The sequence below is a fragment of the Neorhodopirellula pilleata genome (assembly GCF_007859915.1).
GTDB classification, from domain to species: domain Bacteria; phylum Planctomycetota; class Planctomycetia; order Pirellulales; family Pirellulaceae; genus Rhodopirellula; species Rhodopirellula pilleata.
Window position 1 is genome coordinate 38,229 of record NZ_SJPM01000004.1, and the last position, 23,934, is coordinate 62,162.

The following is a 23,934-nucleotide window of genomic DNA, read 5'->3' on the forward strand; positions in this document are numbered from 1 at the left end:
TTTCTGTCATCGTGTCAGCGAGTGGTCGGTACACGATCCCCAGTTCCTTGATGCTTTTGCTCGCATCGACCTTGACCGAGTGATTGACGTTTCGAGAGACGTATTTCCGTGTGATCGTCTTGTCAATGATCGGCCCGGCCAACCAAGCGGCAAATTTCGGTAGGATACGTTTCGGAAACGGATAGGCGTCCCCATCTCTTGCAAGGAAGTAGCGTACATGTTGTCCGCCTTTGAGAGTATTTGAAAATGAATGACCTGAGGCTTAAGCTATGCTGACCGGGTTGCCCCGCCAATCTCGCTTCCTCCCGAAAAATTGCATTGCCTGTCCCAAAATTCTTCGGATTGCACATAGATTGCACATTGCAAGCTACAGGAATGCCTTGCAGAGTGCAAGGGAGGTTTTTCGTCGAATTCTTGCTTCATTCCGACCGCCCAACAGCTGAATCGCTAGATCTGCTAAGCAACCCAAAGGCGATCGTCACTGTCGGTCAAACGGTACTCGGTCAACGATTTAGCCACGGTTTTGCGGTTGCGGAGCCAGCGGAGCATGGCTTCGCAATCGAAGTTCTTGGGCCGACGGCGAGTGACGTTGGCGAGGTTGACCCCAGACGCAACGCTCCCTGGGTGAAGCTACTTTGGGCGAATGCACATGGCTTCCACTGGATCGCTATCGGGCTCTGTGTCTAACAACTCGCTTCGCCGAATCGCCACGTCGATGGGAGCGTCGATGGCGATCTGGACGCGGACTCCGGAGATGCGAATCACCTTGATCCATACCTCGTTATGATTGTCTGATACGACGACGCTCTCACCAAGTCTTCGAGATAGTACTCGCGATCGTTGACTCGAACGGTAAGTCCTGGCCGGTCCGGCAATTCAATGCCAACGAACTGATCCGCGAAAGTTGATTCAATCAAAAGCTTCACGGTCGACAGCTCAACGCTGCGAAGTCTACAGCACTGTAAGCGTGTAAGTTTCAAGGAGCTGCTGCGTCGCAAGAAGGGTTGAACTTCCGATCAGACGTGGCGAACGAATGGGGTGAACTATTCCTCAACCTTTCGCATCTCAAAACGCCAGCGTTTTACCTTCTTGCCGCCGGCAAACTCTTCGTAGGTGCCGGCCCACACGCCATTCCTTTTCGTGTCTGGCTTTAATTTGACCAGCCCGGAAAGCGCGTAGGCATCGTCCTGGTCGAACTCGAACTTGTACTCGCTTGATCCGGACGTGGAATAATCACCGATGCGTTCGTCTCCGGTCGTTTGCACTTTGGACTCGTTCAATCGCTGCGACAGCAGCCCCTTGAGGTTTCCACGAAGGTCGGTGTCCCCATTCTCTTTCGCTTCCTTACCTTCATTCTCTTGCTCGCCGACCATTTTCGGTTTGCCCACGGCAAAGATCGACGTTTGCTTGATCCGAAGACGTCCGGTCATCTTCGTCTCTTTAGAATCGTCCCTTTCGCCCGGTTCAATGACCTTGTACTCCCAGACTGTCCCTTCGACATCTTGACGTCGATTCGTCGATTCCGTGCCACCCTGATTGAGAACGGCTATATCGGGCTTCCCGCCACCAATTTTGTCCTTGAGTCGGACCTGTGCCATGGCTGTGTTCGTGGGGATCATCGCGACTAACAGCGAGAAGATCGTGAAGTGAAGGTACTTGTTCATTGCCTCATTCCTAGGGAAGTAAAAAGAAGTATGGTTGTGAGTCAATCGCTACATTGTGCGAATACGTCGATACAGCGACAAGTTTCAGCGCCGGGCCCTCGAACGTGGTCCGTCAATCAAGTGTGCCCAGTTCGCTCGTCGAGTTTCAACGCGGCGTTTGATTATTCGGCGTAGGAGATGAAACAGCCCACGGCGACGGTTTTCGCGTTTTCGACCGCACGTCCCGCAACAACCGCCTCCAAAGCATCAGCCAAATCGTGCGTGGTGGCGACCTTTCGTTTCTTACCGTATCCGGCGTACAAATTATCAATTCGCCCGTGGTAGATCGGAAGTCGTTGATTTCGGCCGAACACGAAAGCTTGCGGTGTGACCGTTGCCCCGGCCCGACGCGCAATCGATTGATCGTTGTCGATCACAACCGGTGTGGTGATGCCAAACTCGCTCGCGTGCTTGCGAGCTTCTTCGGTTGACAGTGTCTGGCTAGGGTGAATCATGAAGACACGCACGCCATCTCTACGATATTCGTCGGCGAGCCGCTGAATCTGCGGCTGGTAACCATTCGCAATCGGACAGTCGGTTGAAATAAAAACCAGAACGAGACCACGCGTCGACTGCTCTTCAAATGGCTCGTGAACTTTTCCGTCAATGTCGGTAAGTTTCCATTCGATGTTCGGTTCCATCGCCAATGTGTTCGACGACGCCGAAACAAAGAGACTTAGAACGATCTGTGTAATGCGGATCATGGGTCAGATGCTTTCCGTGTGTTGCGGGATTTAGGCTCTTAGTTCGTTGCCCTATCATGGTGAGCCGGTAACGCTAGCCGCGGGCCTCGAAGGGCGGCTTACTCACGCAAGGCCTGCCGCTATCGCCGTCGACTCATTAAATCAACACGCCGCTAGCGGGCTGTTGATTTAGTCTTCATCGAAACCCGAAGCGTGAGCGAGGGATACATACAAAGGACTTAATGGCGATGAATCCCTCGCTCACGCTTCGGGTTACGATTAAATCAACACGGCGCTAGCGCCGTCGGCTCACACTATCAACATCAATTTGCTCGAATTCAAGACGCTCGAGTCATCGCCGCGTGGGCCGAACGATACGATCTCTCGGCCGATCGTGGTTGTTCCAAAACTCGGTGCGAATCGCGTTCACGTCTTCGGCAATCGTTTGAATGTCCTCCTGGGCAATGCCGCTGGCATCGACGATCGATTGGATATCTTCCAGCACGGCATCTCGCTCGGCTTGCGGGATATTCGCACTTTCCAGCACGGCATCGACCCCCGAAGCTAACTGTTCACGATCCGCATCGCTAATTTCGCCATCGCTGCGCGCCGCGCGTGTATCACGCAGCAACTGCAGCTTCAGCGATCGGTCGGGACGCGTTGCTCCCTCGGCAAGGTCAAACAGACTGCTTCGCAACTCTTCGATTTGCTCTGGTGTGACCTCGGACTCGCTTCGAATCGCCGTGATGTCAGATACCAATATGCGAATGTTCTCGCGTTGAGTCTCACTCACCACTGGTTCACGATTTTGAAACTCGGCAAAGATCGCATTCAGGTCAGCGGCAATGATTTGGACATCCTCTTGATCGACGCCGCTTGCCTGGACGATCGAGCGAACACTGTCAGCGACCGATTGTGCGTCTTTCGGCGAAATGTTCGCACTTTCGAGCACCGCCTGCACATCCGCAGTCAACCCAGCCAACTCGACTGGGGTGAACTTTCCATCCTCCGCAGCCGCTTGGGCACTTTCGATCAGTTGGGAGACGGATTCCTCGCTTGGTCGCGTAGCGTCTGCGGCGACCGTCGCCAGATCTCCGAGCAATTGCGTAATCTGCTCCGGTGTCACTTCGGATTCCGCGCGAATCGAATTCAAGTCGCCCATCAGTTGACGAATGTTATCTTTCTGAGCATCGCTGATTCTGTCGCCGCGTGGTCCGACCAGTTCCCGCAGCTGGATCGTACCGCCTCCGTGACGGTTGAGGTGGTTGATCACTAACAAGGCGTCGATGGAACTGATCCTTCCATCGCGATTCGTGTCGCGGAGAGAGTCTCCCACCACGCCGTCGCCCCGTTGCGACTCGCTTCGAACGAGGTGATTGATGACGCTCAGGGCATCGGATGCGGAGACGGCACCGTCGGCATTGACATCCATCGCGAGCGCGGAGGCTCCCATCCCAAAATCCGCTGCCAGCATCGCGCGGGCATCAAGCTTCTCCAATCGCATGGAGCGTTCACGAATGGCTCGCCGGGGCTTCGCTGTGTACCGCGAATTCAACAATCGACCCAAGCTGTCTGGCAATTTCATCTGTGTGTTTCCTAGGTTAGAGGAAAGATTGTGAGGCAACCAAAGGGAATGATTGCTTGACGGGAGTAATTGCCGGAGGCAAAGGAAAAGGGGACAAAGAAGCCAAATAAAATTTCGTATGCGCATCATCAACGGCGAAACCAACCGCGTAATCGCAGAACATTTTCGAGCTCGGATTCGTCCAATGCGCCGCTGTCGTCGGCGTCAACAAACTCAAACACACGGTCCTTCATTCGCGGTGGCGTTTCGCTGCGTTGCAGGCTTCCGTCATGGTTGTCATCCAGTTGCATTAACATCTCAACCAATTGCGAAGGTTCCCGATGGATCAGCGAGTTGATGAAATGTCGTCGAACCGCATTTCGCAGCGATTCTTCGCCGTTTTGATCATCAGCAATCGCCAGCAACGTGATGCTGCCCATTTCGTCGGTCGAGCCGCGTCCCCAGCGGATGTCCTGTGGTGGATGATGCGGGTTCTCCGGGTTTTCGGCCGAGTTGTCGTAGATGAGTTCGGAAATGAGTACCGTGTCGGCCGGCAAATCGATTGGCTCGGCAAACAGGTACTGGTCTTGCCAATCGAGATCCCAATCGTCGATGTGAAGCAGTATCTTTGCTTGGCCACTAGGCAGTTGCGCGGTCAGCTTGAGTTCACGGCATACGTAGTGCGCATGGCCTCCGACTCCGATCGCGCGGGTGGCGACGGGAAGCGTCAACCTGTCGAAAACCCGGCAGTTCTTCTCACCGGCGGGGATCTTGATATTGGCCCCGAATCCGAACATAGGCGGCACCATGATGGGCATCAGCTCTCGCGAGGGTGGCTGTTCTGCAAAATACAGAGCGATTTCGGCTTGCTCAGTCTCGGCTTTTCCAGAGGGGTGAAAGTGGGTTTGCATCACGATGTCGCTTCCTGCCGGCAATGACATCGCTAGGTCTCCCGGCAGCAGGTTCGGAGTGCTGCCCGGAACACATCCACCGAGTCCGCGAGCCAGTCCATCGTTCACGTGGTACGCTTCGTCATCGTCGGAGTCTGCGGATCTTCGCTCGCCCCGAAGCCGCGACAGGATTGTTCCGCCGCCTTCGGTGTTGGTCTCATTTGATTCGCCCAGTCCCGCCAGGAATCCCATTCCCGCGATACCAGTCTGCCCGTCGGCTCCATCCATTTTTCGAGCATTACCGGCGGTGTCGACAAAGAACAGTGCGTGGTGCACCGACGATTTGGCGCGGGGTCGAAGCTGGACTGCCTTCACCCATTTGTCTTGGGGTAAGTCGAGCGGAAAAACAAAGGAACGATAGATGTCGGGTCCGTCGGCCGGGATGTCAAACGTACCATTCATCCTGACGACCAGATCTGGTTTACCAAGTATCCAACCCTCGGTGACCTGCGGAGGATCCGGTGTCTTCCCGCGGTCTCCTTCGGGACAACCGGCGTCGATCCAGCCTTTGATCTTTTGGGTCTCTTCGTTTGACAAACTTCGGTCATTAGCGAAGGCAATTCCATGATCAACCGGTTTCCAGGGCGGCATGTAGCCCATGTCCAATACGGCCTCAATGGTCCCAGCACGCTGCTGCACATCACGGTAGGAGATCAACGAAAACGGCGCCGATGACTCCGGTCGATGGCAACTCGCGCATTTATCATGAATGATCTTGGCCACGTCGTTTGAAAAAGTTGGTACGGTTTCGTCAGCCGACGCAAGCAAGGCAAAGCCAAGGCAAACAACGAAATTAATCAGTGAGTAGCGGGACATAAGACGCTCCTGGGTAGGAAAGGTAAGCAGCTGTTCGGAAAAAAATCCTGATTTCAAAACCCGACGCGTCAGCGAACGATGAATTGAAACGGCGAATCCCTCGCTGACGCTTCGAGTTCTGGTGCGCTAGGGTCGTTCGAATGTCGGCTGGCCGAGTGAATCGATTCGCATGATGACCCGGCGGCCCTGATAATGAGCTTCAGGAGTGAACCATTCATCCGAAAGCGCGGGTTCATCAGTTTGGAATGTCAGAGCGATCGATTTTCGTCCAGCTTCACCGTCTGCCAGATTCCATCGCACAACGATTCGAATCGCCATGCCCGTTTCACGGCTTACCCACAGCTCGATCGTGTCAGGAGCGTTCGGTTCGTCGGTCACATCAAGCTCGGCACGAATGTGTTGGCAGGCCACTACCGTTCCATCGGGAAGGGTGACTTCCTTATCGGACAGATCGTCCAACCGGTAGCCTTGAGACATGCGTGTTAAGAGCGTCGTGACGTGCAGATAGGGGGTATCGAGTTGCTCGTGCGAAGCAAGCCAGCGACTAAGAACCATATCACTTCCAATTCGAACCGGACCAATCGGAGGAACGACCCACTCGTCCGTCTCATTCTTGCCAAGCCAAAAACTGCTGCTTGACAGGAGCCCCGGATGCCGCAAGACAAAACGGTCGTGACCTTGCACGTAGAGTTCGTTGTCGATCTGTGGTTCGGACCCAGTGGGGCTGCGATACTGTACCTGCAGCAAATACTTGCGAGTCATCTGTTCGGCGGCCACGTGCAGGGATCGTTGAACAGCCGCCATGGCCTTGGCAGAAGTGCCGTCAACATCAAGCACAAACGACAGGGCTATCAGCACGGATGCGGCAATCGCGATTGCTCCCCACCGCACTGACCTCCGCGACGTGCGTGTCACATCGGCCACATGCGTTGCCTCAGGCTCGTTAATTCGCTTCATCGCTCGGGCAACGTGATCGGCGTGATCTTGCGGAGTCACGGCACTGGCGAGCAGCGACTCGATCCAGCAATCCCTGAGTTGGCCTCGCTTCAGTTCTTCGTTCTCATTCATCACGACGTCTCGCCAAGTCCCAGTTTGTTCTCCAGGCAGTCCGCCAAACGCGCTTTACCGCGGGCCAGCCGTTTCTTCAAAGTCTCTTTTGCCAGGTTCAACATCGACTCGATTTCGCCCCAAGCCCGCTGTTCGGTGTAGCGCATCGTGATCGGACGCTGGTAAGTTTCCGGGAGAGAACCGATACATTCACGTAAGGCGGCCAGCTTGTCGTGAAATGTGTCACCTTCGAGTGATCCAATCGCGACAAAGCGTTCGTTCAGCCACTGGAGCGCCTCTTCGTCAATCGGCTTATCCGTGCGAGAAGTCTTCCGATAGTAAGCGAGCATCATTTTTCCGGCGATTCCTCGCAACCACGGACCGATCGGCCTGTCTCGGTCGTAAGTATCAAGACGCTTCCAGGCGGTGAGGACCGTTTCTTGATAAAGATCATCCACGGCATGCTGATCTCGCACCCCTGACCGGATGTATGCGAGCAGCATGTCCGTGTTCTCGCGAATTAAGATTTCAAACAGTGTTGTTGCGTCCATGGTTCTCCCTAAAGCTGCCAATCAAGGGGAATTGTCCCGCGAGACGAGAAAGGGGACGGCGAATCGCAAACATTTAACAAATAACCGGGAACACTCGATTCTCGAATCGAAAACGATTCGCGCAGTCCAAAATTACCAGCGAACGCAAACGTTGACGAATACTTTACTGTAGCTCTCTGTTGCGAACCTACTTCACCCTTGTCCCCCTCCACCGGGAGCAATGCGGTCACAAAAGTCGCAGAACAATGCTCTTCGTCTTCCGCTTCGCTCGATGAAAACGGGAGCATTGGGAGCACAGTTTTCGGCTGATGATGTACCGTCACCGGCGATCCAAAGTCGTATCGCTCGGCTTGATTGACTGAACACCGACCTTGCGATCTCGCCTCAATCGAATCGCGCCAACAACGCTGTTACGTCGCACGCGATGTTTTTTAGCTCCCCTCTTTAACCCGGATCACGTAGTAGCCAAATCGATTCAGGAACCCGCCGGGGGCAGAGCCTTCTGCGTTCTCGTCGTCGAACAGAGACTCCTCATCGAGCCAATGAATCAGTGACGTCGACGCCGCTGAGCATTGTTGAATGAATTCGACGACCACAGCGTATTTCACCTGAGCCTCGCAAGCATCATTGGATCCAAACACAACGGAAAATGAGTTAGGCCAAACAGTTTTTCTACCAGACCACAGTTGACCACAAGTGGACTTGGAATCAATGCCTCTGCGTTTGTTGTGCGGCGTTTCCTGTCAACGTTGCGGATGCCTGCAGTCTGGCTGTCTATTTCGGCAAGCAGGGCCAGACGGTGACCGGTCGCACGATGGACTGGCAGGAAGACATGCATACCGACTTATGGATCTTTCCGCGAGGGATGAAGCGTGACGGCGGCATGGGCGATCAAGGCTTTAAGTGGGCCAGCAAGTATGGCAGCGTGGTTTCATCGATCTACGAAGCTGGCACCGCCGACGGTATGAACGAGAAGGGGCTCGTTGCCAACTCGTTGTTTCTTGTCGAGAGCGAGTATCCCAGTCCCAAAGGTGACAATCGTCCGTTGATGTCGATCGCAGCTTGGACACAACCCGAATTGGACTGGGACGCGACGCAGGACTCCTCTCAGTGGCCGAGACGTTCCCGCCGTGTCATTGCTAGTCTCTGAGCGTAATTCCTAGGCTTTTTATCCGAGAAGCTAGTGTGGTGGGTTTCATACCGAGCAGAGCTGCCGCGCCTTTGTCGCCATAGACCTTGCCGTCGCAAGCTTGCAACGCGCGACGAATGTTCGCTGATTCGAAGGATCGTAGCTGCGACGCGGACAAGATCGGCTCGTTCGAAATCGATGTGGAGGGCGTTGTTGTTGCCTTGGTGTTTTCGCCAGAGTTAAGGTCAAAACGCAACTTGCCTTTCGGCGAAGTGATCAAGGCACGCTCGAGCACGTGTTGTAGTTCTCGAATATTGCCCGGCCAATCGTATCGCAGCAGTTCGGCTACATTGGCTTGCGTCAATCGCGGCGGCTGTTTTCCAAGACGCCGGGATAGAATTCCCAGCAGGTGCTCGGCGAGCATCGCAATATCTTCTTTGCGTTTTCGCAGCGGCGGCAATTCGATGGGAAATACACTTAAGCGGTAATACAAGTCGCTTCTGAACTTCCCGGTTTCCGCTTCGTCTTTGAGATTACGATTGGTGGCGGCTATGATGCGAACATTGACTTTGCGAGTTCGCTCTTCGCCGACTCTCTCAAGTTCTCCCTCTTGCAAGACCCGCAACAGCTTGCTTTGCAGATCGAGCGGGATCTCGCCGACCTCGTCGAGAAACAAAGTGCCACCATCGGCTAATTCGAATCGGCCAACCCGGTCTCGTAGTGCACCGGTGAAGCTACCTTTGGTGTGCCCAAAGAATTCGCTCTCGTAAAGCTCGCGTGGAATCGCAGCGCAGTTGACCTTGATCAATGGTCTCGCGTGTCGTGATGAGCGGGCATGAATTTCGCGGGCAACCAACTCCTTGCCCGTTCCGCTCTCGCCGGTCACTAAGACTGTCGCGTCGGTTGGGGCGACGAGACTAATCTGCTGCGCTACCATTTGCAGCGCTGCACTTTGGCCAATCATGTCGCCGAAAGACTCGCCGCGAAGCTCCTCTTGCAGATAATCGTTTTCTAGCTCCAAACGTTTGCGCAGCGATTCAATTTCCTCCCACGCCTGGGCGTTGGCGATGGCGGAAGCTACGTGGTCGGCGATCATCCGCAACCAATCGAGACACTGGTCACCTATCGTTGTGCGGCTAAAGACACCGAGCACTCCCAACACTTGGCCATGGTGGACCAACGGTTGCCCAGCAAATCCACGGATTCCCTCGTCTTTGGCCCATTTGGGATTGGCCAGCCACTCAGGTTCACCGTCAATGTTCTGAACCTCAAGCGGCTCACCCGTCACGGCAATTCGCCCCACCTTACGAACCCCCAACGGGAAGCGGCGAAACGATCCATCAATGCGGTTGAGCGCATTATCCGGATCAACGACGGAAGTCCCAGAGCTGGCCACCAGATGAAGGCAGTTCGTTTGGTCCGGGCACTCCGAACGCATCCGGCACGTCTGGCAGCCAGCCCCCGGTCGAATCAACCAGATGCGGGCCAAGGCGACCACTTGTGAACTCGCTAGTTCCGCAACGACCAGTTTCAACACCTCATCCACGCTTCGCTGCTGGGCCATCGCCAACAGCAACGATTTCGGATCGGGAATCAACGGTAAATGTTGCTCAAGCATGTTGATAGACATACACGACATCTCGTGCATACGCAACGGGCTTTCGTGTTTTCACGAATTATCGTGCCTATGAAAAACGAACGTTAATTACCGTAAGTCATTTATCCACATTGACTTATGTATTCTTCCGTGATTTGGCACTGCAAATGCCTTTAGGATAGGCATGATCAGCAGCTGTTGCTGACAAGTAAAGAAAACCTTCTGGAACCAACGGAGTCCAACCATGTCTCGAATCGAAACCGTAAACCCAAAGCTAGCGACAGGCAAAGCGAAAGAACTGCTCGACGGCGTGAAGGCCAAGCTGGGGATGACACCCAACCTGATGCGTGGCATGGCCAACTCGCCAGCCGTGTTGGATGCGTACCTGAAGTTTAGTGGCAGCCTGGGCAGTGGCGACCTGCCAGCGAAGACCCGCGAGCAGATCGCGCTTGCGGTAGGCCAAGCTAACTCGTGTGACTACTGCCTCAGCGCTCATTCGACCATTGGCAAGATGGTGGGGCTCACCGCGGAGCAGATTCTCGAAAGCCGTCGCGGCTCATCGGCAGACCCAAGCACAGCCGCAGTGCTTCGCTTTGCCCGCCAACTCGTGGACAAACGCGGGAAGGTCAGCGACGCCGATTTAGCGGCCGTTCGAAGTGCAGGTTGGAATGACGGTGCGATTGCAGAAATCGTCGCCAACGTTGCGCTGAACATCTTCACCAACTACTTCAACCACGTCGCCGAAACCGAAATCGACTTTCCACTCGCCGAGGTAGTCGATGAAGCCCCCGAAACCTGTGAAACGCACCAAGCCTGTGCCGTGAACTCGATCTCTGAACCGATCCATCAAACCAACTGTTTATAAAGGTATGAAGTTGCGATTCCTTCGTAACCCGCTGCGTAAGCGAGGGATCATTGATATTGAATCATCCCTCGTTTACGCATTTTGAAGTTGCGCTTTCTTCGTAACCCGCTGCGTAAGCGAGGGATCATTGATATTGACTCATCGCTCGCTTACGCCTTTTGAAGTTGCACTTTTTTCGTAACCCGCTGCGTAAGCGAGGGATAATTGATATTGACTCATCCCTCGCTTGCGCGTCGGGTTACGATAAACCAATGCCACAGGCAAAAAGGCAGTCTTCAAAACTGACGTGTCGGGTTACGATCCTCTTGCTCGATGCGAATGCCGAAGTGATTTCCGAACCGTTCTCAAGGAACCCTATCATGCTAAACCAAACTGATCTTCGCCCACCCTTTACTCTCGAAACGGCGACGGAAAAAGTCCGCGCCGCCGAGAACGCTTGGAACTCACGCGATCCGAATCGTGTTTCGATGGCGTACTCGGAAGACTCGGTGTGGAGAAACCGCAGCGTGTTCATTACCGGTCGTGACCAAATTCGCGAGTTTTTGTCGGACAAGTGGAAACGTGAGGTGGACTATCGATTGGTGAAGTCGCTCTGGGCCTATACCGACACTCGGATCGCGGTTCGGTTTCAGTACGAGTGGCATGATGCCTTGGGAAACTGGTTTCGTGCTTATGGCAACGAAAACTGGGAGTTCGATGAGCACGGATTGATGCGTCGCCGAGAAGCGAGCATAAACGATGTGGCAATCACGGAAAACGAACGCAAGTTCTTCTGGGATGCACCAGGACCTCGTCCTTTAGACCACGTCGGCATCGGCGACGTGAAGTAATCGCAATTTCTCTCTGCAAATCTAACTCGAAAAGTGAACGATCATGAAAATTAACATTCGGATGAAGCTATTTATCGCTGCATTAGCAGCGATCTCCTTCACCTTCGTCGCCGGCGGAACTTCGCTTGCGCAGACGCCCATCGCGACTGCGAAACATTCAGCGGCATCGACTGTGGCCTATAAGACTGTCGCTGTTGACGGTCTTAAGATCTTCTATCGTGAGGCAGGGCCAAAGGATGCGCCGAGCGTCTTGTTGCTGCACGGGTTTCCCACCAGCTCGCAAATGTTTCGCGAACTGATACCAGCCCTCGCTGAAAAATATCATGTTGTTGCGCCAGACTACCCAGGCTTTGGGCACAGCGAGATGCCCTCACGCGACAAGTTCAACTATACGTTCGACAGCCTCGCGAAAGTCGTCGATCGATTCACCGATGAGATTGGCTTGAAAAGCTTCGCGATATACGTTCAAGATTACGGTGCACCCGTTGGTTATCGGATCGCAGCGGCACATCCGGAACGTGTTACAGCGATCGTGGTCCAAAATGGAAACGCTTACGACGAGGGCTTGGACAATGGCTTCTGGAAGCCGATCAAAGCTTACTGGAACACGCCAAAAGATGCTTCTAAGCGAGAAGCCCTGCGAGGCCTATTGGCGTACGATGCGACCAAGTGGCAGTACACACACGGCGTCAAGGAAATTGAGCGGATTAGTCCTGATGGTCCGGCGCACGATCAGTTCTTGCTCGATCGAGAGGGCAATCAGGAGATTCAACTCGATTTGTTCCTCAGCTACGGCAGCAACCCTTCGTTGTATCCAAAATGGCAAGAGTACTTCCGCAAACATCAGCCGCCGATGCTAATCGTTTGGGGTGAGCACGACCAGATCTTCCCGCCTGCCGGAGCGGAACCTTACAAACGCGATTTCAAAAACCTTGAGTTTCATCTTCTAGACGCCGGTCACTTTGCATTGGAATCCAATGGAGCCGAGATTGCCGGACTGATGAAATCCTTCTTGGACAAGACGCTCGCCAAGTGACCGTGTTACGGTTTTGCACTCGCTCGGAAGATACGAGCGAGTGCTCTTGCAAAGACCTGTGATAAAACCATTCAACTTTGGACAACGACCATGCCAACTTCATCCAGCGATATCGCATTCACTCCATCGGTCAAAGCCATTCAGGCACAGAAGGGATCGCGTGCAAGCTACGCCCGAATGGAGTCGCATGGTGGTTGGCAAACAAAGGTTTCGCCCGACCTAGCGGGCTTTCTCGCGGGATTGGACATGTTCTATCTCGGCACAGTGAATGGAGAGGGGCAGCCGTACATTCAGTACCGCGGCGGACCTCCTGGATTTCTCAAAGTCATCGATGATCAAACGCTTGGCTTTGCCGACTTCGGAGGCAACCGGCAGTACATCACACTTGGCAACTTATCAGAGAACCCCAAATCCTTCATCTTCTTGATGGATTACGTGAACCGCCAACGAATCAAGATCTGGGGCCGCGCTGAAGTAATCGAGGATAACGCCGAACTCAACGAGCGTCTTCACGACCCCGACTATGTCGGCAAGGTTGAGCGTTCCATTCTATTTCACGTTGAAGCCTGGGACGCAAACTGTCCTCAACATATTCATCAACGCTATCCACACAGCCAAATCGCCCCGATCATTGAAGGCCTGCAAACCCGCGTCGCTGAACTGGAAGCGAAACTTGCGCGATATGAAATCGATCGGTGATAAACTTTGCCATAGTGTTTACTCGCATCGAATGATTGACCTACGGCAACCCGCCAAGCTCACTTATTTCGACGAACTCATTCGCCAAAAGAGAACCGGCCCCGAAAAAGGGACGCTCAACGCTTCCGATCAAAGGTTCCACGCCGGCAAGTGCGAACGTCTCACCAAAGAACTTGGGTCAGCGTACTCGCAATCCAGCCTTCCGGAGATGTCGTCAGCGCGATCGGCACTCAACGACTTACTTGTTCGGCTGAGACTCTGGAGTTAATCGGTCTCTTGGCACGAAACTTTTCAGGAAATCGTTGTCAGGGATCAGTGTTGTTCGGATCATAAAAACTTGCCCCATTCCATCGCCGCAGTTTTCATGCTCACCGTCCTCTTCGTCGGAATAGGGTCTTGGGGAGAATACGAGCAGAGCTTCGTCCTCGTTCAAAACACTCTCCACTGCGATAGTGTCTGAATGAACTGTTGGCACTTGGATGGTGAGTCGTTCTGGAAAATTATTTCCGCGTGTATTCGGAAGATTTGCGAATTTCACGCCGTCGACGCTCGATTGGGTGAAAACCATTTGTAGCTTTACACGTTCTTCCGCAGTCACACTCGTTTTGATCAAAAATTTCCAGCCATCCTCGATAACGGAAATCTTAGGTTGTAGCGCCGTTGCAAAGTCTCCAGCAACTTCCAACACATCGGTGACAAACGGGCGTTGCACACAGTCGCTGATCAAACCACGCTGGCCGTTGAACATCGTGACCTTCGGAGCCATCATGATGTTCGACCGAACGTCGCTTTGCACTTGATGGATGAAATTCACGCTTTCCAAGTGATTGATCTTGGTCGCCCGTACAGGAAGAGAAACAGATTGCTCGACATTGAACTCCGGTAAATCCTCGTTGGACGCCCCCGACATATTGATGGACAGCGAGGGGCCTTCGATATATGTGTGGTCGTTGTCAACGAGTCCGTCAATGCTGGGAGATCGATCGAGTCGGCGGCAACGAACCGTCGAATCCGATAACGACCAATCAAACGGGTCAAGAAAACGGATATCGGTGTCGATGACCCTCAACTCAGTAACAATCTGCCATAAACCCGATTGTTCAAACGCGGACAGGGTTTGCCTGATCAACGCCTCTTGTTGCGGGGTGACCTGGACCGTCATGAAACCGTCAACAATTTCTGCCAGAGGACTTTGGTCATTGGTCGCGGGAAAGAACCCAAAGTAGGTCATTGCAAACCTCTCTGCATCGATACCGGCTTCCATCTCTTTCGCTTTCTGCAACGCCTTCTCGACATTGATGGAAACAACTCGCCTTTCCTGCTGGTCCCGGGATTCATCGGGTCGATTTATCTTCTTCCAGTCTAGTTCTGCCAAAGCCACTTCGATGTTCGGTATTGGTCGCGGCTTCATGGTGGATGGCTGGACCGTCTTGGCATCCGTTAGTCCACACGCGGCGACCATCGTGATCACAGCGATTGCCACCAAACTTCGCAGCCACCGTACTCTGCGAACCGGTGTCCCCAGCGACGCGATGCGTCGGCTGAGATCTTTCGGCGCGGCCATCGACAGCAAACCGATCGTTGGTCGTCTGCGCGTTTCAGGCTGATCGGTCGCGAAACGAAGCAGTAACTCGCCGTACTCGCGAACTTGCGTTCCAGTCAAGTGCAGCGTGGCTACTTCATCGGCGGCACGCTCTATGCTGTTTTGTAGCTTGGAAACGGCGATCCAAGAAAGCGGATTGAACCAGTGAATCGACCTAGCCAATGTCGCCACAAACAGAAGCAAGCCATCGCGACCTTGAACGTGTGCGACCTCGTGCCGAAAAACCCACTCAAGCTGCTCCATTGTTAGCTTCTCTCGCCAACCGATGGGAAGGCACACGGTCGGCCACAGCATCCCGAACATGGCGGGAGCGTCAAGTGATGGAACCTCCTTCAGTTTGGGCCGTCGTCCAACACCAACGTCATCGCAAACTCGAAGCAAACAGTCAATCGTGTCGCGTTCTGTCACTGCGGGCAACGTCCGTAGCTTCCATACGAATCGGAGGTGCGAGGCGATACCACGCAGTATCAAGATGATCCCGATGGCCGGTATAACGAGGATTAGTAAATAGTTTAACAGATTGAAATTCGGTTCTACTAACACTCGCGAGTTGTCACTTAGTTCGACTTGATTGAATTGCGGCAGCGGACCGTTAGCCGAACCCGATGCTAGTGCTTGTGCATTGATCTTCGCGACATAGGCGTTAGCTTCTGCCTGTTGTTCAGCCGTCGCATCGTCAGGGATCTGGGCAACCGTGACGGGTATGCCGTCTGAGCTTTCAACTGTGAAGGTGCCGACCTCAACTCTGTCGTAGCCGCCATTCCCAACCATTAAGAGCAGTGCTTGAACAGGTGCATCCGCAACCGAGCTGATCGCGACCACCGAAGGCACCGATACCGGTAAAAGTAGCCTGGCTACAACGATCAACCACAGCCAACATAGATAAGCACTACTCGCCTCGGCGTGCTCGATCCCAAACGCTGCCCAATTCGTTGGCCCCATCGCACGCGGCGTTCTTACCCTTCCGCTGGTCATAACTGATCGAGTTCAGGTATAGCCGTTCGATTTTCGCTCTGGCCCATTCGGTCTTGCGAAGGAACTTCAGGCTACTGTTGATGCTCGGCTCGTGGTTGAAGCAATCGATGTTGATCCGCTGCCCCAGTCGCTCCCAACCGTACTCGGCGACCAAGTATTCGAGCATCGCCTTGAGAGTGACGCCGTGCAGCGGATTGTTGGGCTGGGGTTCGTTCATTGCGGTGCGCCGCCCTTGTTCTGGTTCTTGCGGATCCGTGCCTTGACCACTCGCATCAAGATTTCGCAATACTCAAATTGATCAAGCTCACCGTCTGTTTGGTCGTCGAACTGGTTCGCTCGGTCGAGTTGTAGCAGTTCATTGGCACGGTCGACCAGTGGTTGGTCAACCTGGGTTGAAGGAAGCCGACTGCGGAACAACAAAGTCGTGCCAAGTAACGCCATCAGGCAGCGTCAACGACGAGGCAAATTCTAGGTGCAGGATTCGGCGATGCCGACGCGTGCCCTCGACCGAAGGACCGCTGGAATGGCTAATCAGCGGTCGCATCGCCAGCACGTCGCCGGCCATGGCGTGAACGTCGACGGTTGCATCCAAACCGTCGCCTTCGCTCGTCGATGAAACGTGCGAGCCGGGGATGACTCGCAACGGTCCGTTTTCGTTGGTGACCTCGTCTAGGTGAATCCGCAACGTCAGCATTTGTTTCAATACCTCATCGCAAGCGATCAAATGCGGCACGCCGGCTTTGATCGTCGGCCGCGAGAAGAACTCCGAAACGATCGAGTTGTCCTTGACCGCAATCGCCGTGTCTTTGTGCCAAGCGAGAGCCCATGTACGATCGGGTGGCTTGTCAAAGAACAATGCTCTCACTAATCCGAAGGATTCGCCGAGTTGTTCACGCAAAAACGTCAGGAGCGAATCACACTGCCAAACCGTCGTGACCTCAGGAATCGACGCGATCAAATTCCGCGCTGCATAAACATGCCCGCGGCTGGAGCGTGCTCGGACGTCTTCCGAATCGACGTTGAATGTGTCGCGAAAGATAGCCAACATGCGTTGGACGGTTTCGGGCGAAACCGCTTCCACCAACAAACAGAAACCATCTCGTTCTAGACTGCGGACATCCATCCGTATTCTCCCGTGAAGTCATTTCGTCAACATTTGCGGCATCGAAGACTCGACACCAAACGCGATCATCATCGCACCCGGATTCACACCCAACTAAATCACAAACCCAGCCCAAGATGCGGCGGTGATGAAAATCGCGACAGTGGGAATGCGAGATGAGCTTGACGGTTGCAACGTCTTATCCAGCGGAATCGTCATGGGGAGCGGATGCTCTCAAGAGTGCATCAGTCAAGCTCAGTCGGCTAGCCCAGGATTGCAAGTAGTCCTCGTCGAGCGATTTTCGGGTTGCTTCAATCACGCCAGCGACATCATCTCGGTCTTTGGGCCGATCCCAGATTAGTTTTTGAATGATGACGTCCTCAACGGTCGGAATCCAAACTTGTTTGCCAAACAAAACGATTTCTCGCCGCCGCTCGAATCGTGATTGATCGAATGGCTCGTTGGTCAATCTGAATATCTCAATCCGGAACGGCGTGCCTTTGATCTCAATTTCATTCTTGCTCGACCTGCCGACCGTCTCAAACGAGAGCTGCGGATCAAACTTAAATCGCTCGCCTAGAATCGTTGAAAGACGCACGACGCCCAGGTCTTGGCGGCCAACGACAAAATCAGCATCGGTGGTCGAGCGAGGGAATGAGTAATACATGCTTGAGAACGAACCAATGAGCATGTATTCCACGCCGATCTCGCTCAGACCCTCGATAACCCTAGTGATCGCATCCTCGAGATTCATCTCTTTGCGATCCTTCCATTTTGAATTCGTTTCATCAGCCGAATCCGTTCCAACAAGAGCGATGCAATGGTTGCCTCATCGGCGTCAGGGTATTGGTCGCGGAGGCCATCTTTGACCACGCGGATCGCGAGTTCGGACTGCCTGATCCCAGCCAAAATGCGTTCCTCGGGACTCAAGCCGGAACTTGCCTGAACTCGACGTCGAATTTCGTTTTGAAGAGTGCCGTTGTCCATGGACGCAGTATCGCTGATCGGTCTCCACCAAGCAACGGGCATCGGCACGCGGCGCACTCAACGATCTGCTCGTCCGTCTTCGGTTGGCTCGTTCGATGAGTTGATCTCGTATCGGTTGACTAAGTCCAAATGCACCTCTCGCATGGTGAGCCAAAAGTCATTCTTCAGTGACGGATCGTTGGAGCGAACGATGTTGAGACTGATCTGCAGATTCCTGATCGCGGTATCAAACTGGCTCTTCGTGCAACCCAATTGCTCAATGGCTCGCTTTCGCAGTGGCCCGGTAAACGCAGGCTCCAACCGAATGAACTCGTAAAGTTGCTGCGCGAGCTCATCCAAATCGCCGACCGGCTGAAAAGATGCCGGGTAATGCGTTTCGCGGAAGTATTGCATTTCCATCAGCACCGCATCGCCACCTTTGATTTTTCCGTAGAAGACGGCTTCAGGATAGGTCTGTGGAATGCGGGTTTTCCAGTCCCACACAGCCATGACTTTCGGACTCCAACCTCCCGCCCTCGGTTTCTTCTCAGATAGTGCCGTATTGTCCCACAGCGATGGGTGTGGCGAGCCTTTGCTGCCGAAGACCGTGCAAACCTTATGTTCGATGACAAACTGGTAAGCTTCTTCAAATGTTTTAATCATCTGCATTCACGTTCAATGGGGTTATCATCTGAATCGCATTTTGACCGAAAGTGGGGATCCAGAGTTTCACTCGCCGTTGGTATTCGTTGTAAGTATCACCGAATCATGACTAGCTGTTTTGCTTCTCTGTCCACGACAAAACAAAACCTTCTTGCGATTCATTTTCTGGCGCTTTCCAGGTCGCTCGCTCAACGTCCGCTTGCCGCAGTTGCGTCAGCAAACTAAGCACGTTGTCCGGTGATGCAAAACCATGCCGCCGGAGCCAACAACAAATCGTCGAACCTGTTCGTCCCATGCCGCCGAAGCAGCGAACATAAACGGGCCGATTGACGACCAGAGATAGATCGATGGCGTCCAGGATGCATCGCATGCGATCGACAGAAGTCTTTCCGCCGTCGGGAACTGGAAAACGCAAGTGAGCGATATGCTCGCCGCGATCACTGGCAAGCCTTCGCAATTCGTCGTCGTACCGGACGAAGGCCACACCGAAATTGTTTTTCTCGTTCTCTTCTTGCAAGTTGATGAACGTCCGCATGCCGGCGTCGAACAGCGACTGAATCCGCTGGCGATGATCTGCTGGTTCTGGTCGGCCTGGGTACGCCCCAGCGAGCAGCCAATCATCGATGACCCAATAGGTTCGATGGCATGGCGTTGGTCTTTCTGGATGCAGAAATTTTGTTGGAATGGGCAAGCGAGGTCTCGGGAAGGAAGTGCTAGGATATCCTGAGATGGCAATGCGGTCGATCACGTTTCTTGGGGGATTGATGGGTGACATGAAGGTGGTTGGTTCAATAGAGTTTAGCACCACCGGAAGCACACGTATTTTGAGATGCCATGAAAGCCGCCACGATCAGCCAGTTGAAGAAGCAGCTTGCGAAGCTTGAACACGAGGACTTGTTGGACGTTTGCGTTCGCTTGGCCAAGTTCAAGGTCGAGAGCAAGGAACTGCTGACGTACTTGCTAATGAAAGCCGATGACGAGATCAGTTATGCCGAGGAACTGTGCGATGAGATCGACGAGCAACTGAGCACTCCAGGCAAAATCCACAAAAAGACGCTTCGCAAGGTAGTCCGCTGGATGGACAAGTCGCTGCGGTTCTCAGGCGACAGAGAAACCGAACTGCGAGTGCGGATTCACTTTTGCCGGCGGATCAAGGACCAGCGAATCACTTTCGGCGGCTGTCGCGTCAGCGAAAACATGGTCGCGACGCAGTTTAAGAAAATCGACGCGGCGATCGAAAAGGTGCATCCCGATTTGCAGTTCGATTACAACCAGCAACTCGCGGGACTGTGACCGCGCGGGTAACAGCCGCCACGCACTTCGTGTGCGTCGCCGCGTCGCTTGCGGCTTCCCTTGGATCCAACGCCTGGGCGGCTTCGTGCCGCAAGAGACGGCAGACTTCCTGTCCGCCGATAAGAAAGACCACCTTACGGTAGCCTGTTAAAGCACCGTTTCGCTCTGGTGCAGAGGGAGGTTGTCTCAACAAAGAGACCTGACCCATTTGGCGGCTTTCGAATTCCCAAGTGCTGCTTTTAGTGGATGGGCAAAATTCGGATGGGCAAAAAGATGGAAGCATTTTTCTGCCCAACATATTTCTGCGTTGGAACTCAATGTTTCTTGGTTGGACATTGACTCCCAACAGACCGCGAATGAACGGCGGACTATTTCTCAGTCTTCGCGTATTCGTCCCAGTACTTCTCGATCACGTTCACGTCGATTGCTTTGGAAGTCACCAAGTAGCGGTAACGTGAAACGTATTCGTTGCCAGGCGAGATCTCGAACGGGCCTTCGACCATGGGCGAGAAGCAGAAATACGGCTTGTTGGGATGAAGCCGCACAGGTTGAGGCGCACGAAAGTTCTTAGGACTGCAGAAGACGGTTGCCGATATGTCCTGACCATCGATTTTGCCAGAAAGGGCAACCCAGTTGGGACGAGTATGATTCCCTTTCCAGCGGTCATGGCCATCGCTGGTCAGGAATTGCAGGTCGCCAGGCTTGATGCTGTGATCTTCCTTTTCCTTCAGCCACTGGTAGTTGCCGCGAATCGCCATGCCACCGTAATGGTACTCGGACAAGCCCAGCGGCTTTTCGGAAACGCAGTTTTGAACGCTGACAATGTCGAAAAGAAAATGGTCCTCGGGGGTTTGATGAACTGTGACGGTCCAGACCTCGTGGATCGCATCAATCCACTTGTCACCCTGCTTCACCATAAACGCGTGTTTGACACTAAAGGAAACGTTTTGCTTTTCTCGGTTCAGTTTCTGCACTTCGCGAAATTCGATTTTTCCAAGATCCTTTGCCTGATTCCAGAAGTCGACATTCTTTCCGTCAAACTTGCTCTTCACCCAGGCAAAATAGAGAGCATGTTGATGGGCATGATCCTCGGGATAGTCACCCGTGAGTTCCTGCCCGGTCGGGGTGTAAATCGGATGAATGTAGCCGCTGCGGCTGAAGTGCTTCTCAATGCCTTCGGGCACCGGCCTCGCGGTCTTGACGTATTCCAGCACCGTTTGGTCGCGCTGGCTGATGCGAATGGTGTCGGCTGTTTCCGTCAGTTTAAGATCCCCGCCGAAAACGGGCTGGAGTGAGGCGCAGAGCGCACAGGCGAGCAAGAGAACAAGGAATTGGGGAGGTTTCATTGGATTCGTTTCATTGGATTCGTTTCAAAAGTTCAGCTTCCTCTTTGCCCACCGTTCCGGAGCAAAGACACGGCCAGGGTAACGCCATTGCCACTGCTCTTAACGAATGCAGGCATGGCTTCCGATTAGCCTAAGGCTTGTCCTTGTGTTGGGCGAACAGCCACTCGGCGAGACCCTCCTGCTCCTTCCAAGCCTCGCAAATCTGGCCATGGCTCTTTTTAGGGTCCTCGGTGTATTTGATCATGCCACCCACCTTCTCGAGCGCCTCGACGACTGCTCTGGTTCCGGCCACGGGGCAGGTCTGGTCTCCCGCACTGGCGAAGGCCCAGATGGGAAGCTCCTTCCATTGTGCCGCCATCTGTGGATCGCCCCCTCCGGCAATCGGCACCGCCGCAGCGAAGAAGTCTGGGCGTCGCGCGATCGCGTCCCAAGTTGCGAAGCCTCCCATTGAACGGCCGGTGACGTAGATGCGGGTCTTGTCGACAGGCAACTCGGCGACCAGTTTATCCACGATGGAAAGCGCCAGGGTCATTTCGTCGCTGACGGCCACTGTTTTCGAATCGTAAGCGCCATCCGACCAGTTATGGTTGACCCACCGCTTTCCTCCCAGCGGGCATTGCGGAGCGACGATGAAGGCGGGATGTTTACGCTGCATTTCCGCCGAACTCAGGACGGGATAAGCGAGGGAACCTCGGGCCTGGTTGTCGGTGCCCCGACCTTTCGCGCCATGAAAACACAGCATGAGAGGATAGGTCTTCCCATTCTCCACCTTTTCCGGGGTGAAGATCCGATAGGGCATGGTGGTGCCATCGGCGCTCTTGAACAAACGGGCTTCGCCGGCCACTTCATTGGCAGGCTTTTCCGCTGCAAAGGTCGGAAGGGAAACAAACAGAATGGCGAGAACGGTCGAGGGAGCCGTTTTGAATCGATGCGTTTTCATTAGTATCGTAGTTAGTTAGATGCCGAGTAGGATGCTGCTTCACTGTAACTTGTCGCCCTGCAGCAGGCTTTCCAACTGTTTGATCATCGCCTCTTTCTTTTCGGGATCGTTGACATTGTCTTCGTAATAGTCTTCCATCAGCGAGGACCGGGGCTTCGGCTTACCGACCATGTCGGGCAGGTGCTGGAGCTGATAGGAATACTTGTCCTTCTTTGTTCTATCCTGCCATATCTTCATGAGTTTAAAGTCGTCGACGAGCAGGGTGATGCTGGAGCCGATCGTTGTACCCTTGGTGTCCCTGCCTCCATCCCAAGTATTGGATAGATGATTGAGGGTGCGGACGTTCAGATATTGACGTCCTTGCAAAGGTTGCTCTTGCCCCGTGAGATAAGGCATGAGGTCGGTGCCATCGATCTTGAGGGACGTCAGGTCGGTCGACGGGGCCACATACTTTAAGGCCGTTGGGAGGATGTCGCAGACCGACACCAGACCGTCGTAACGGGCCGGTTTGTCTGCGGAAGCCTTGAGAGACGCAGACCAAACGATATAAGGCACCCGGATTCCGCCATCGAAGGGTTCATGTTTGAATCCATGCATGGGATTATTCAGCGAAAGAGTCCCCTCTCCACCATTGTCGCCGGTGAAGATAATCAAGGTGCGCTCCAGTTGCCTGTTCTTTTCCAGGGTCTCGACGAGTCGGCCAATGCCTCGATCCACGGCATAGACCATGGCCATGATCTTCTGGCGCGTGCTGGCGTGCTCGGCCTGCTTGGGAAACAGGGTGCGGAGGTCCTCGTCCTTGGCCTGAATCGGAGTATGGGGGGCGTTGTAAGGCAGGTAGAGGAAAAATGGCTGTTTTTCCCCGGCGCAGCGGTTGATGTAATCGATGCCAAGTTCGGTAAGTGTGTCCGTGAGGTAGGCTCCATCCATCGGGAATTGGTAATCGATCATTTTTTCCCCCACCCGATAGGTGATGGGAGAATTCTTCGTCTCGGCCACGAACTCTCCGGCCTTGCGAAAATATTCGCTCATCGCCTCAAACCCGAAGAACTCGTCGAATTCGAGGAACTCGGAATGATAGGGAAGAGTGATGGTCTTCTCCACCTCATGGTGATACTTCCCGAAATGGGCCGTTTTCAGACCGGCCTCGCGCATGGCTCGCCCGATCATGGGTTGGCCACCCAGAACAACTTTGCGAGTCTGCCACTTCCCGCTCAGCAAGGACATCCGGGACGGGACGCAGTGGTTGTTGCCATAGGCTCTGGTGCAGACGACTCCTTCCTTCGCCAGTCGGTCCAGATTTGGAGTGAAGGAACCGATGGCAGTTTTGAACTCCTCGCCCTCTTGGTAGAGCTTGCGATACACCGGCAGTTCGCCGTAGCCGAGATCGTCGCAAAGGATCACGATGACGTTGAGCTTTGGTTCCTCCTCCCCGCCTTGCACGATCATGGGAGCGATGGTGAACAAGCAAAACAGCGCGAGCAAGGTTGTTGAGAATGGTTTCATGGCAGGCTTTATCGAGTGGAATCAGAACGTGAGAATTATCTTGATTCTTGAGGGAGGAACGAAGCCGGGT

25 protein-coding genes are annotated in these 23,934 nt (G+C 54.0%); 6 read left to right on the top strand and 19 right to left on the bottom strand.

All coding sequences use genetic code 11. From position 1 onward, the window contains the following. Nucleotides 1-630: 630 nt before the first annotated feature. From Pla100_RS32170 to Pla100_RS30660, 8 genes are all read right to left on the bottom strand, one after another. Nucleotides 631-876 carry a carbon storage regulator gene (locus Pla100_RS32170; RefSeq protein ID WP_146577780.1) on the bottom strand — a complete coding sequence of 82 codons (246 nt, stop codon included), beginning with the start codon at nt 874-876 and terminating at the stop codon, nt 631-633. A 167-nt stretch (nt 877-1,043) separates the two neighbouring features. After that, the gene (locus Pla100_RS11015; protein ID WP_146577781.1) at nt 1,044-1,664 is read right to left on the bottom strand and encodes a hypothetical protein; all 621 of its coding nucleotides are present in this window, start codon (nt 1,662-1,664) and stop codon (nt 1,044-1,046) included. A gap of 161 nt (nt 1,665-1,825) precedes the next feature. After that, nucleotides 1,826-2,407 carry a redoxin domain-containing protein gene (locus Pla100_RS11020; RefSeq protein WP_146577782.1) on the bottom strand — a complete coding sequence of 194 codons (582 nt, stop codon included), beginning with the start codon at nt 2,405-2,407 and terminating at the stop codon, nt 1,826-1,828. A gap of 331 nt (nt 2,408-2,738) precedes the next feature. Further along, a complete protein-coding gene (locus tag Pla100_RS11025; RefSeq protein WP_197167851.1) occupies nt 2,739-3,971 on the bottom strand; it encodes a dockerin type I domain-containing protein in 1,233 nt (410 codons plus the stop codon). Between the two features lie 128 nt (nt 3,972-4,099). Next, nucleotides 4,100-5,716, bottom strand: a complete 1,617-nt coding sequence (locus Pla100_RS11030) for a hypothetical protein (protein WP_146577784.1) — start codon at nt 5,714-5,716, stop codon at nt 4,100-4,102. A 126-nt stretch (nt 5,717-5,842) separates the two neighbouring features. Beyond that, nucleotides 5,843-6,784 (bottom strand): hypothetical protein, encoded by a 942-nt coding sequence (locus Pla100_RS11035; RefSeq protein WP_146577785.1) that lies wholly within the window; start codon nt 6,782-6,784, stop codon nt 5,843-5,845. Beyond that, a complete protein-coding gene (locus Pla100_RS11040; RefSeq protein ID WP_146577786.1) occupies nt 6,784-7,314 on the bottom strand; it encodes an RNA polymerase sigma factor in 531 nt (176 codons plus the stop codon). The genes Pla100_RS11035 and Pla100_RS11040 overlap by 1 nt, the downstream gene beginning before the upstream one ends. A gap of 431 nt (nt 7,315-7,745) precedes the next feature. Further along, complete coding sequence (locus Pla100_RS30660; RefSeq protein WP_197167852.1) at nt 7,746-7,922, bottom strand: hypothetical protein; 177 nt, start codon at nt 7,920-7,922, stop codon at nt 7,746-7,748. A 158-nt stretch (nt 7,923-8,080) separates the two neighbouring features. Between Pla100_RS30660 and Pla100_RS11045 the strand changes: the two genes are divergently transcribed. Continuing rightward, nucleotides 8,081-8,464 carry a linear amide C-N hydrolase gene (locus tag Pla100_RS11045; protein WP_146577787.1) on the top strand — a complete coding sequence of 128 codons (384 nt, stop codon included), beginning with the start codon at nt 8,081-8,083 and terminating at the stop codon, nt 8,462-8,464. Here Pla100_RS11045 and Pla100_RS11050 read toward each other — a convergent pair. Continuing rightward, the gene (locus Pla100_RS11050) at nt 8,454-10,061 is read right to left on the bottom strand and encodes a sigma-54-dependent Fis family transcriptional regulator (RefSeq protein ID WP_146578110.1); all 1,608 of its coding nucleotides are present in this window, start codon (nt 10,059-10,061) and stop codon (nt 8,454-8,456) included. The genes Pla100_RS11045 and Pla100_RS11050 overlap by 11 nt on opposite strands. 223 nt (nt 10,062-10,284) lie before the next feature. On the opposite strand from Pla100_RS11050, the gene Pla100_RS11055 reads away from it, so the two are divergent. The 4 genes from Pla100_RS11055 (at nt 10,285) to Pla100_RS11070 (ending at nt 13,470) form a co-directional block, all read left to right on the top strand. After that, nucleotides 10,285-10,905, top strand: a complete 621-nt coding sequence (locus Pla100_RS11055) for a carboxymuconolactone decarboxylase family protein (protein ID WP_146577788.1) — start codon at nt 10,285-10,287, stop codon at nt 10,903-10,905. Between the two features lie 359 nt (nt 10,906-11,264). Further along, nucleotides 11,265-11,735 (top strand): nuclear transport factor 2 family protein, encoded by a 471-nt coding sequence (locus tag Pla100_RS11060; protein WP_146577789.1) that lies wholly within the window; start codon nt 11,265-11,267, stop codon nt 11,733-11,735. 43 nt (nt 11,736-11,778) lie between these two features. Beyond that, a complete protein-coding gene (locus Pla100_RS11065) occupies nt 11,779-12,771 on the top strand; it encodes an alpha/beta fold hydrolase (protein WP_231602953.1) in 993 nt (330 codons plus the stop codon). Nucleotides 12,772-12,861: 90 nt separating this feature from the next. Further along, the gene (locus Pla100_RS11070; protein WP_146577790.1) at nt 12,862-13,470 is read left to right on the top strand and encodes a pyridoxamine 5'-phosphate oxidase family protein; all 609 of its coding nucleotides are present in this window, start codon (nt 12,862-12,864) and stop codon (nt 13,468-13,470) included. A gap of 238 nt (nt 13,471-13,708) precedes the next feature. Here Pla100_RS11070 and Pla100_RS11075 read toward each other — a convergent pair whose 3' ends face one another. The 7 genes from Pla100_RS11075 to Pla100_RS11105 form a co-directional block, all read right to left on the bottom strand. After that, on the bottom strand, nt 13,709-16,048 hold the full coding sequence (locus tag Pla100_RS11075; protein ID WP_146577791.1) for a M56 family metallopeptidase: 2,340 nt from the start codon (nt 16,046-16,048) through the stop codon (nt 13,709-13,711). Further along, the gene (locus Pla100_RS11080; protein WP_146578112.1) at nt 15,963-16,265 is read right to left on the bottom strand and encodes a VF530 family protein; all 303 of its coding nucleotides are present in this window, start codon (nt 16,263-16,265) and stop codon (nt 15,963-15,965) included. Before Pla100_RS11080 ends, Pla100_RS11075 begins: the two co-directional genes overlap by 86 nt. Before the next feature lie 165 nt (nt 16,266-16,430). Continuing rightward, complete coding sequence (locus Pla100_RS11085) at nt 16,431-17,171, bottom strand: phytanoyl-CoA dioxygenase family protein (protein WP_146577792.1); 741 nt, start codon at nt 17,169-17,171, stop codon at nt 16,431-16,433. A gap of 178 nt (nt 17,172-17,349) precedes the next feature. After that, on the bottom strand, nt 17,350-17,904 hold the full coding sequence (locus Pla100_RS11090; protein ID WP_146577793.1) for a hypothetical protein: 555 nt from the start codon (nt 17,902-17,904) through the stop codon (nt 17,350-17,352). Further along, nucleotides 17,901-18,137 (bottom strand): hypothetical protein, encoded by a 237-nt coding sequence (locus Pla100_RS11095; protein ID WP_146577794.1) that lies wholly within the window; start codon nt 18,135-18,137, stop codon nt 17,901-17,903. The genes Pla100_RS11090 and Pla100_RS11095 overlap by 4 nt, the downstream gene beginning before the upstream one ends. Nucleotides 18,138-18,194: 57 nt before the next feature. Continuing rightward, entirely contained in the window at nt 18,195-18,785 is a 591-nt protein-coding gene (locus Pla100_RS11100) for an AlkZ-related protein (protein WP_231602954.1), read from the bottom strand. 103 nt (nt 18,786-18,888) lie between these two features. After that, nucleotides 18,889-19,470, bottom strand: coding sequence for a protein-tyrosine phosphatase family protein (locus Pla100_RS11105; RefSeq protein ID WP_231602955.1), 582 nt, complete (start codon nt 19,468-19,470; stop codon nt 18,889-18,891). A 143-nt stretch (nt 19,471-19,613) separates the two neighbouring features. On the opposite strand from Pla100_RS11105, the gene Pla100_RS11110 reads away from it, so the two are divergent. Continuing rightward, on the top strand, nt 19,614-20,072 hold the full coding sequence (locus tag Pla100_RS11110; protein ID WP_146577796.1) for a hypothetical protein: 459 nt from the start codon (nt 19,614-19,616) through the stop codon (nt 20,070-20,072). A gap of 368 nt (nt 20,073-20,440) precedes the next feature. Here the strand turns inward: Pla100_RS11110 and Pla100_RS11115 are convergent, their stop codons facing one another. The 3 genes from Pla100_RS11115 to Pla100_RS11125 all read right to left on the bottom strand — a co-directional run bounded on the left by Pla100_RS11115 (nt 20,441) and on the right by Pla100_RS11125 (nt 23,864). Continuing rightward, a complete protein-coding gene (locus Pla100_RS11115; protein WP_146577797.1) occupies nt 20,441-21,418 on the bottom strand; it encodes a DUF6807 domain-containing protein in 978 nt (325 codons plus the stop codon). A 130-nt stretch (nt 21,419-21,548) separates the two neighbouring features. Further along, nucleotides 21,549-22,358 (bottom strand): carboxylesterase family protein, encoded by an 810-nt coding sequence (locus Pla100_RS11120; RefSeq protein WP_146577798.1) that lies wholly within the window; start codon nt 22,356-22,358, stop codon nt 21,549-21,551. A gap of 39 nt (nt 22,359-22,397) precedes the next feature. Continuing rightward, complete coding sequence (locus Pla100_RS11125; RefSeq protein WP_146577799.1) at nt 22,398-23,864, bottom strand: sulfatase family protein; 1,467 nt, start codon at nt 23,862-23,864, stop codon at nt 22,398-22,400. Between the last annotated feature and the right edge of the window lie 70 nt (nt 23,865-23,934).

What these genes read in the sequence shown, in the direction of transcription:
- Pla100_RS11015 (WP_146577781.1), bottom strand. Translation starts at nt 1,664, where the DNA reads ATGAACAAGTACCTTCACTTCACGATCTTCTCGCTGTTAGTCGCGATG.
- Pla100_RS11020 (WP_146577782.1), bottom strand. Translation starts at nt 2,407, where the DNA reads ATGATCCGCATTACACAGATCGTTCTAAGTCTCTTTGTTTCGGCGTCG.
- Pla100_RS11025 (WP_197167851.1), bottom strand. Translation starts at nt 3,971, where the DNA reads ATGAAATTGCCAGACAGCTTGGGTCGATTGTTGAATTCGCGGTACACA.
- Pla100_RS11030 (WP_146577784.1), bottom strand. Translation starts at nt 5,716, where the DNA reads ATGTCCCGCTACTCACTGATTAATTTCGTTGTTTGCCTTGGCTTTGCC.
- Pla100_RS11035 (WP_146577785.1), bottom strand. Translation starts at nt 6,784, where the DNA reads ATGAATGAGAACGAAGAACTGAAGCGAGGCCAACTCAGGGATTGCTGG.
- Pla100_RS11040 (WP_146577786.1), bottom strand. Translation starts at nt 7,314, where the DNA reads ATGGACGCAACAACACTGTTTGAAATCTTAATTCGCGAGAACACGGAC.
- Pla100_RS11050 (WP_146578110.1), bottom strand. Translation starts at nt 10,061, where the DNA reads ATGCTTGAGCAACATTTACCGTTGATTCCCGATCCGAAATCGTTGCTG.
- Pla100_RS11055 (WP_146577788.1), top strand. Translation starts at nt 10,285, where the DNA reads ATGTCTCGAATCGAAACCGTAAACCCAAAGCTAGCGACAGGCAAAGCG.
- Pla100_RS11060 (WP_146577789.1), top strand. Translation starts at nt 11,265, where the DNA reads ATGCTAAACCAAACTGATCTTCGCCCACCCTTTACTCTCGAAACGGCG.
- Pla100_RS11065 (WP_231602953.1), top strand. Translation starts at nt 11,779, where the DNA reads ATGAAAATTAACATTCGGATGAAGCTATTTATCGCTGCATTAGCAGCG.
- Pla100_RS11070 (WP_146577790.1), top strand. Translation starts at nt 12,862, where the DNA reads ATGCCAACTTCATCCAGCGATATCGCATTCACTCCATCGGTCAAAGCC.
- Pla100_RS11075 (WP_146577791.1), bottom strand. Translation starts at nt 16,048, where the DNA reads ATGACCAGCGGAAGGGTAAGAACGCCGCGTGCGATGGGGCCAACGAAT.
- Pla100_RS11080 (WP_146578112.1), bottom strand. Translation starts at nt 16,265, where the DNA reads ATGAACGAACCCCAGCCCAACAATCCGCTGCACGGCGTCACTCTCAAG.
- Pla100_RS11085 (WP_146577792.1), bottom strand. Translation starts at nt 17,171, where the DNA reads ATGGATGTCCGCAGTCTAGAACGAGATGGTTTCTGTTTGTTGGTGGAA.
- Pla100_RS11090 (WP_146577793.1), bottom strand. Translation starts at nt 17,904, where the DNA reads ATGAATCTCGAGGATGCGATCACTAGGGTTATCGAGGGTCTGAGCGAG.
- Pla100_RS11095 (WP_146577794.1), bottom strand. Translation starts at nt 18,137, where the DNA reads ATGGACAACGGCACTCTTCAAAACGAAATTCGACGTCGAGTTCAGGCA.
- Pla100_RS11100 (WP_231602954.1), bottom strand. Translation starts at nt 18,785, where the DNA reads ATGCAGATGATTAAAACATTTGAAGAAGCTTACCAGTTTGTCATCGAA.
- Pla100_RS11110 (WP_146577796.1), top strand. Translation starts at nt 19,614, where the DNA reads ATGAAAGCCGCCACGATCAGCCAGTTGAAGAAGCAGCTTGCGAAGCTT.
- Pla100_RS11115 (WP_146577797.1), bottom strand. Translation starts at nt 21,418, where the DNA reads ATGAAACCTCCCCAATTCCTTGTTCTCTTGCTCGCCTGTGCGCTCTGC.
- Pla100_RS11120 (WP_146577798.1), bottom strand. Translation starts at nt 22,358, where the DNA reads ATGAAAACGCATCGATTCAAAACGGCTCCCTCGACCGTTCTCGCCATT.
- Pla100_RS11125 (WP_146577799.1), bottom strand. Translation starts at nt 23,864, where the DNA reads ATGAAACCATTCTCAACAACCTTGCTCGCGCTGTTTTGCTTGTTCACC.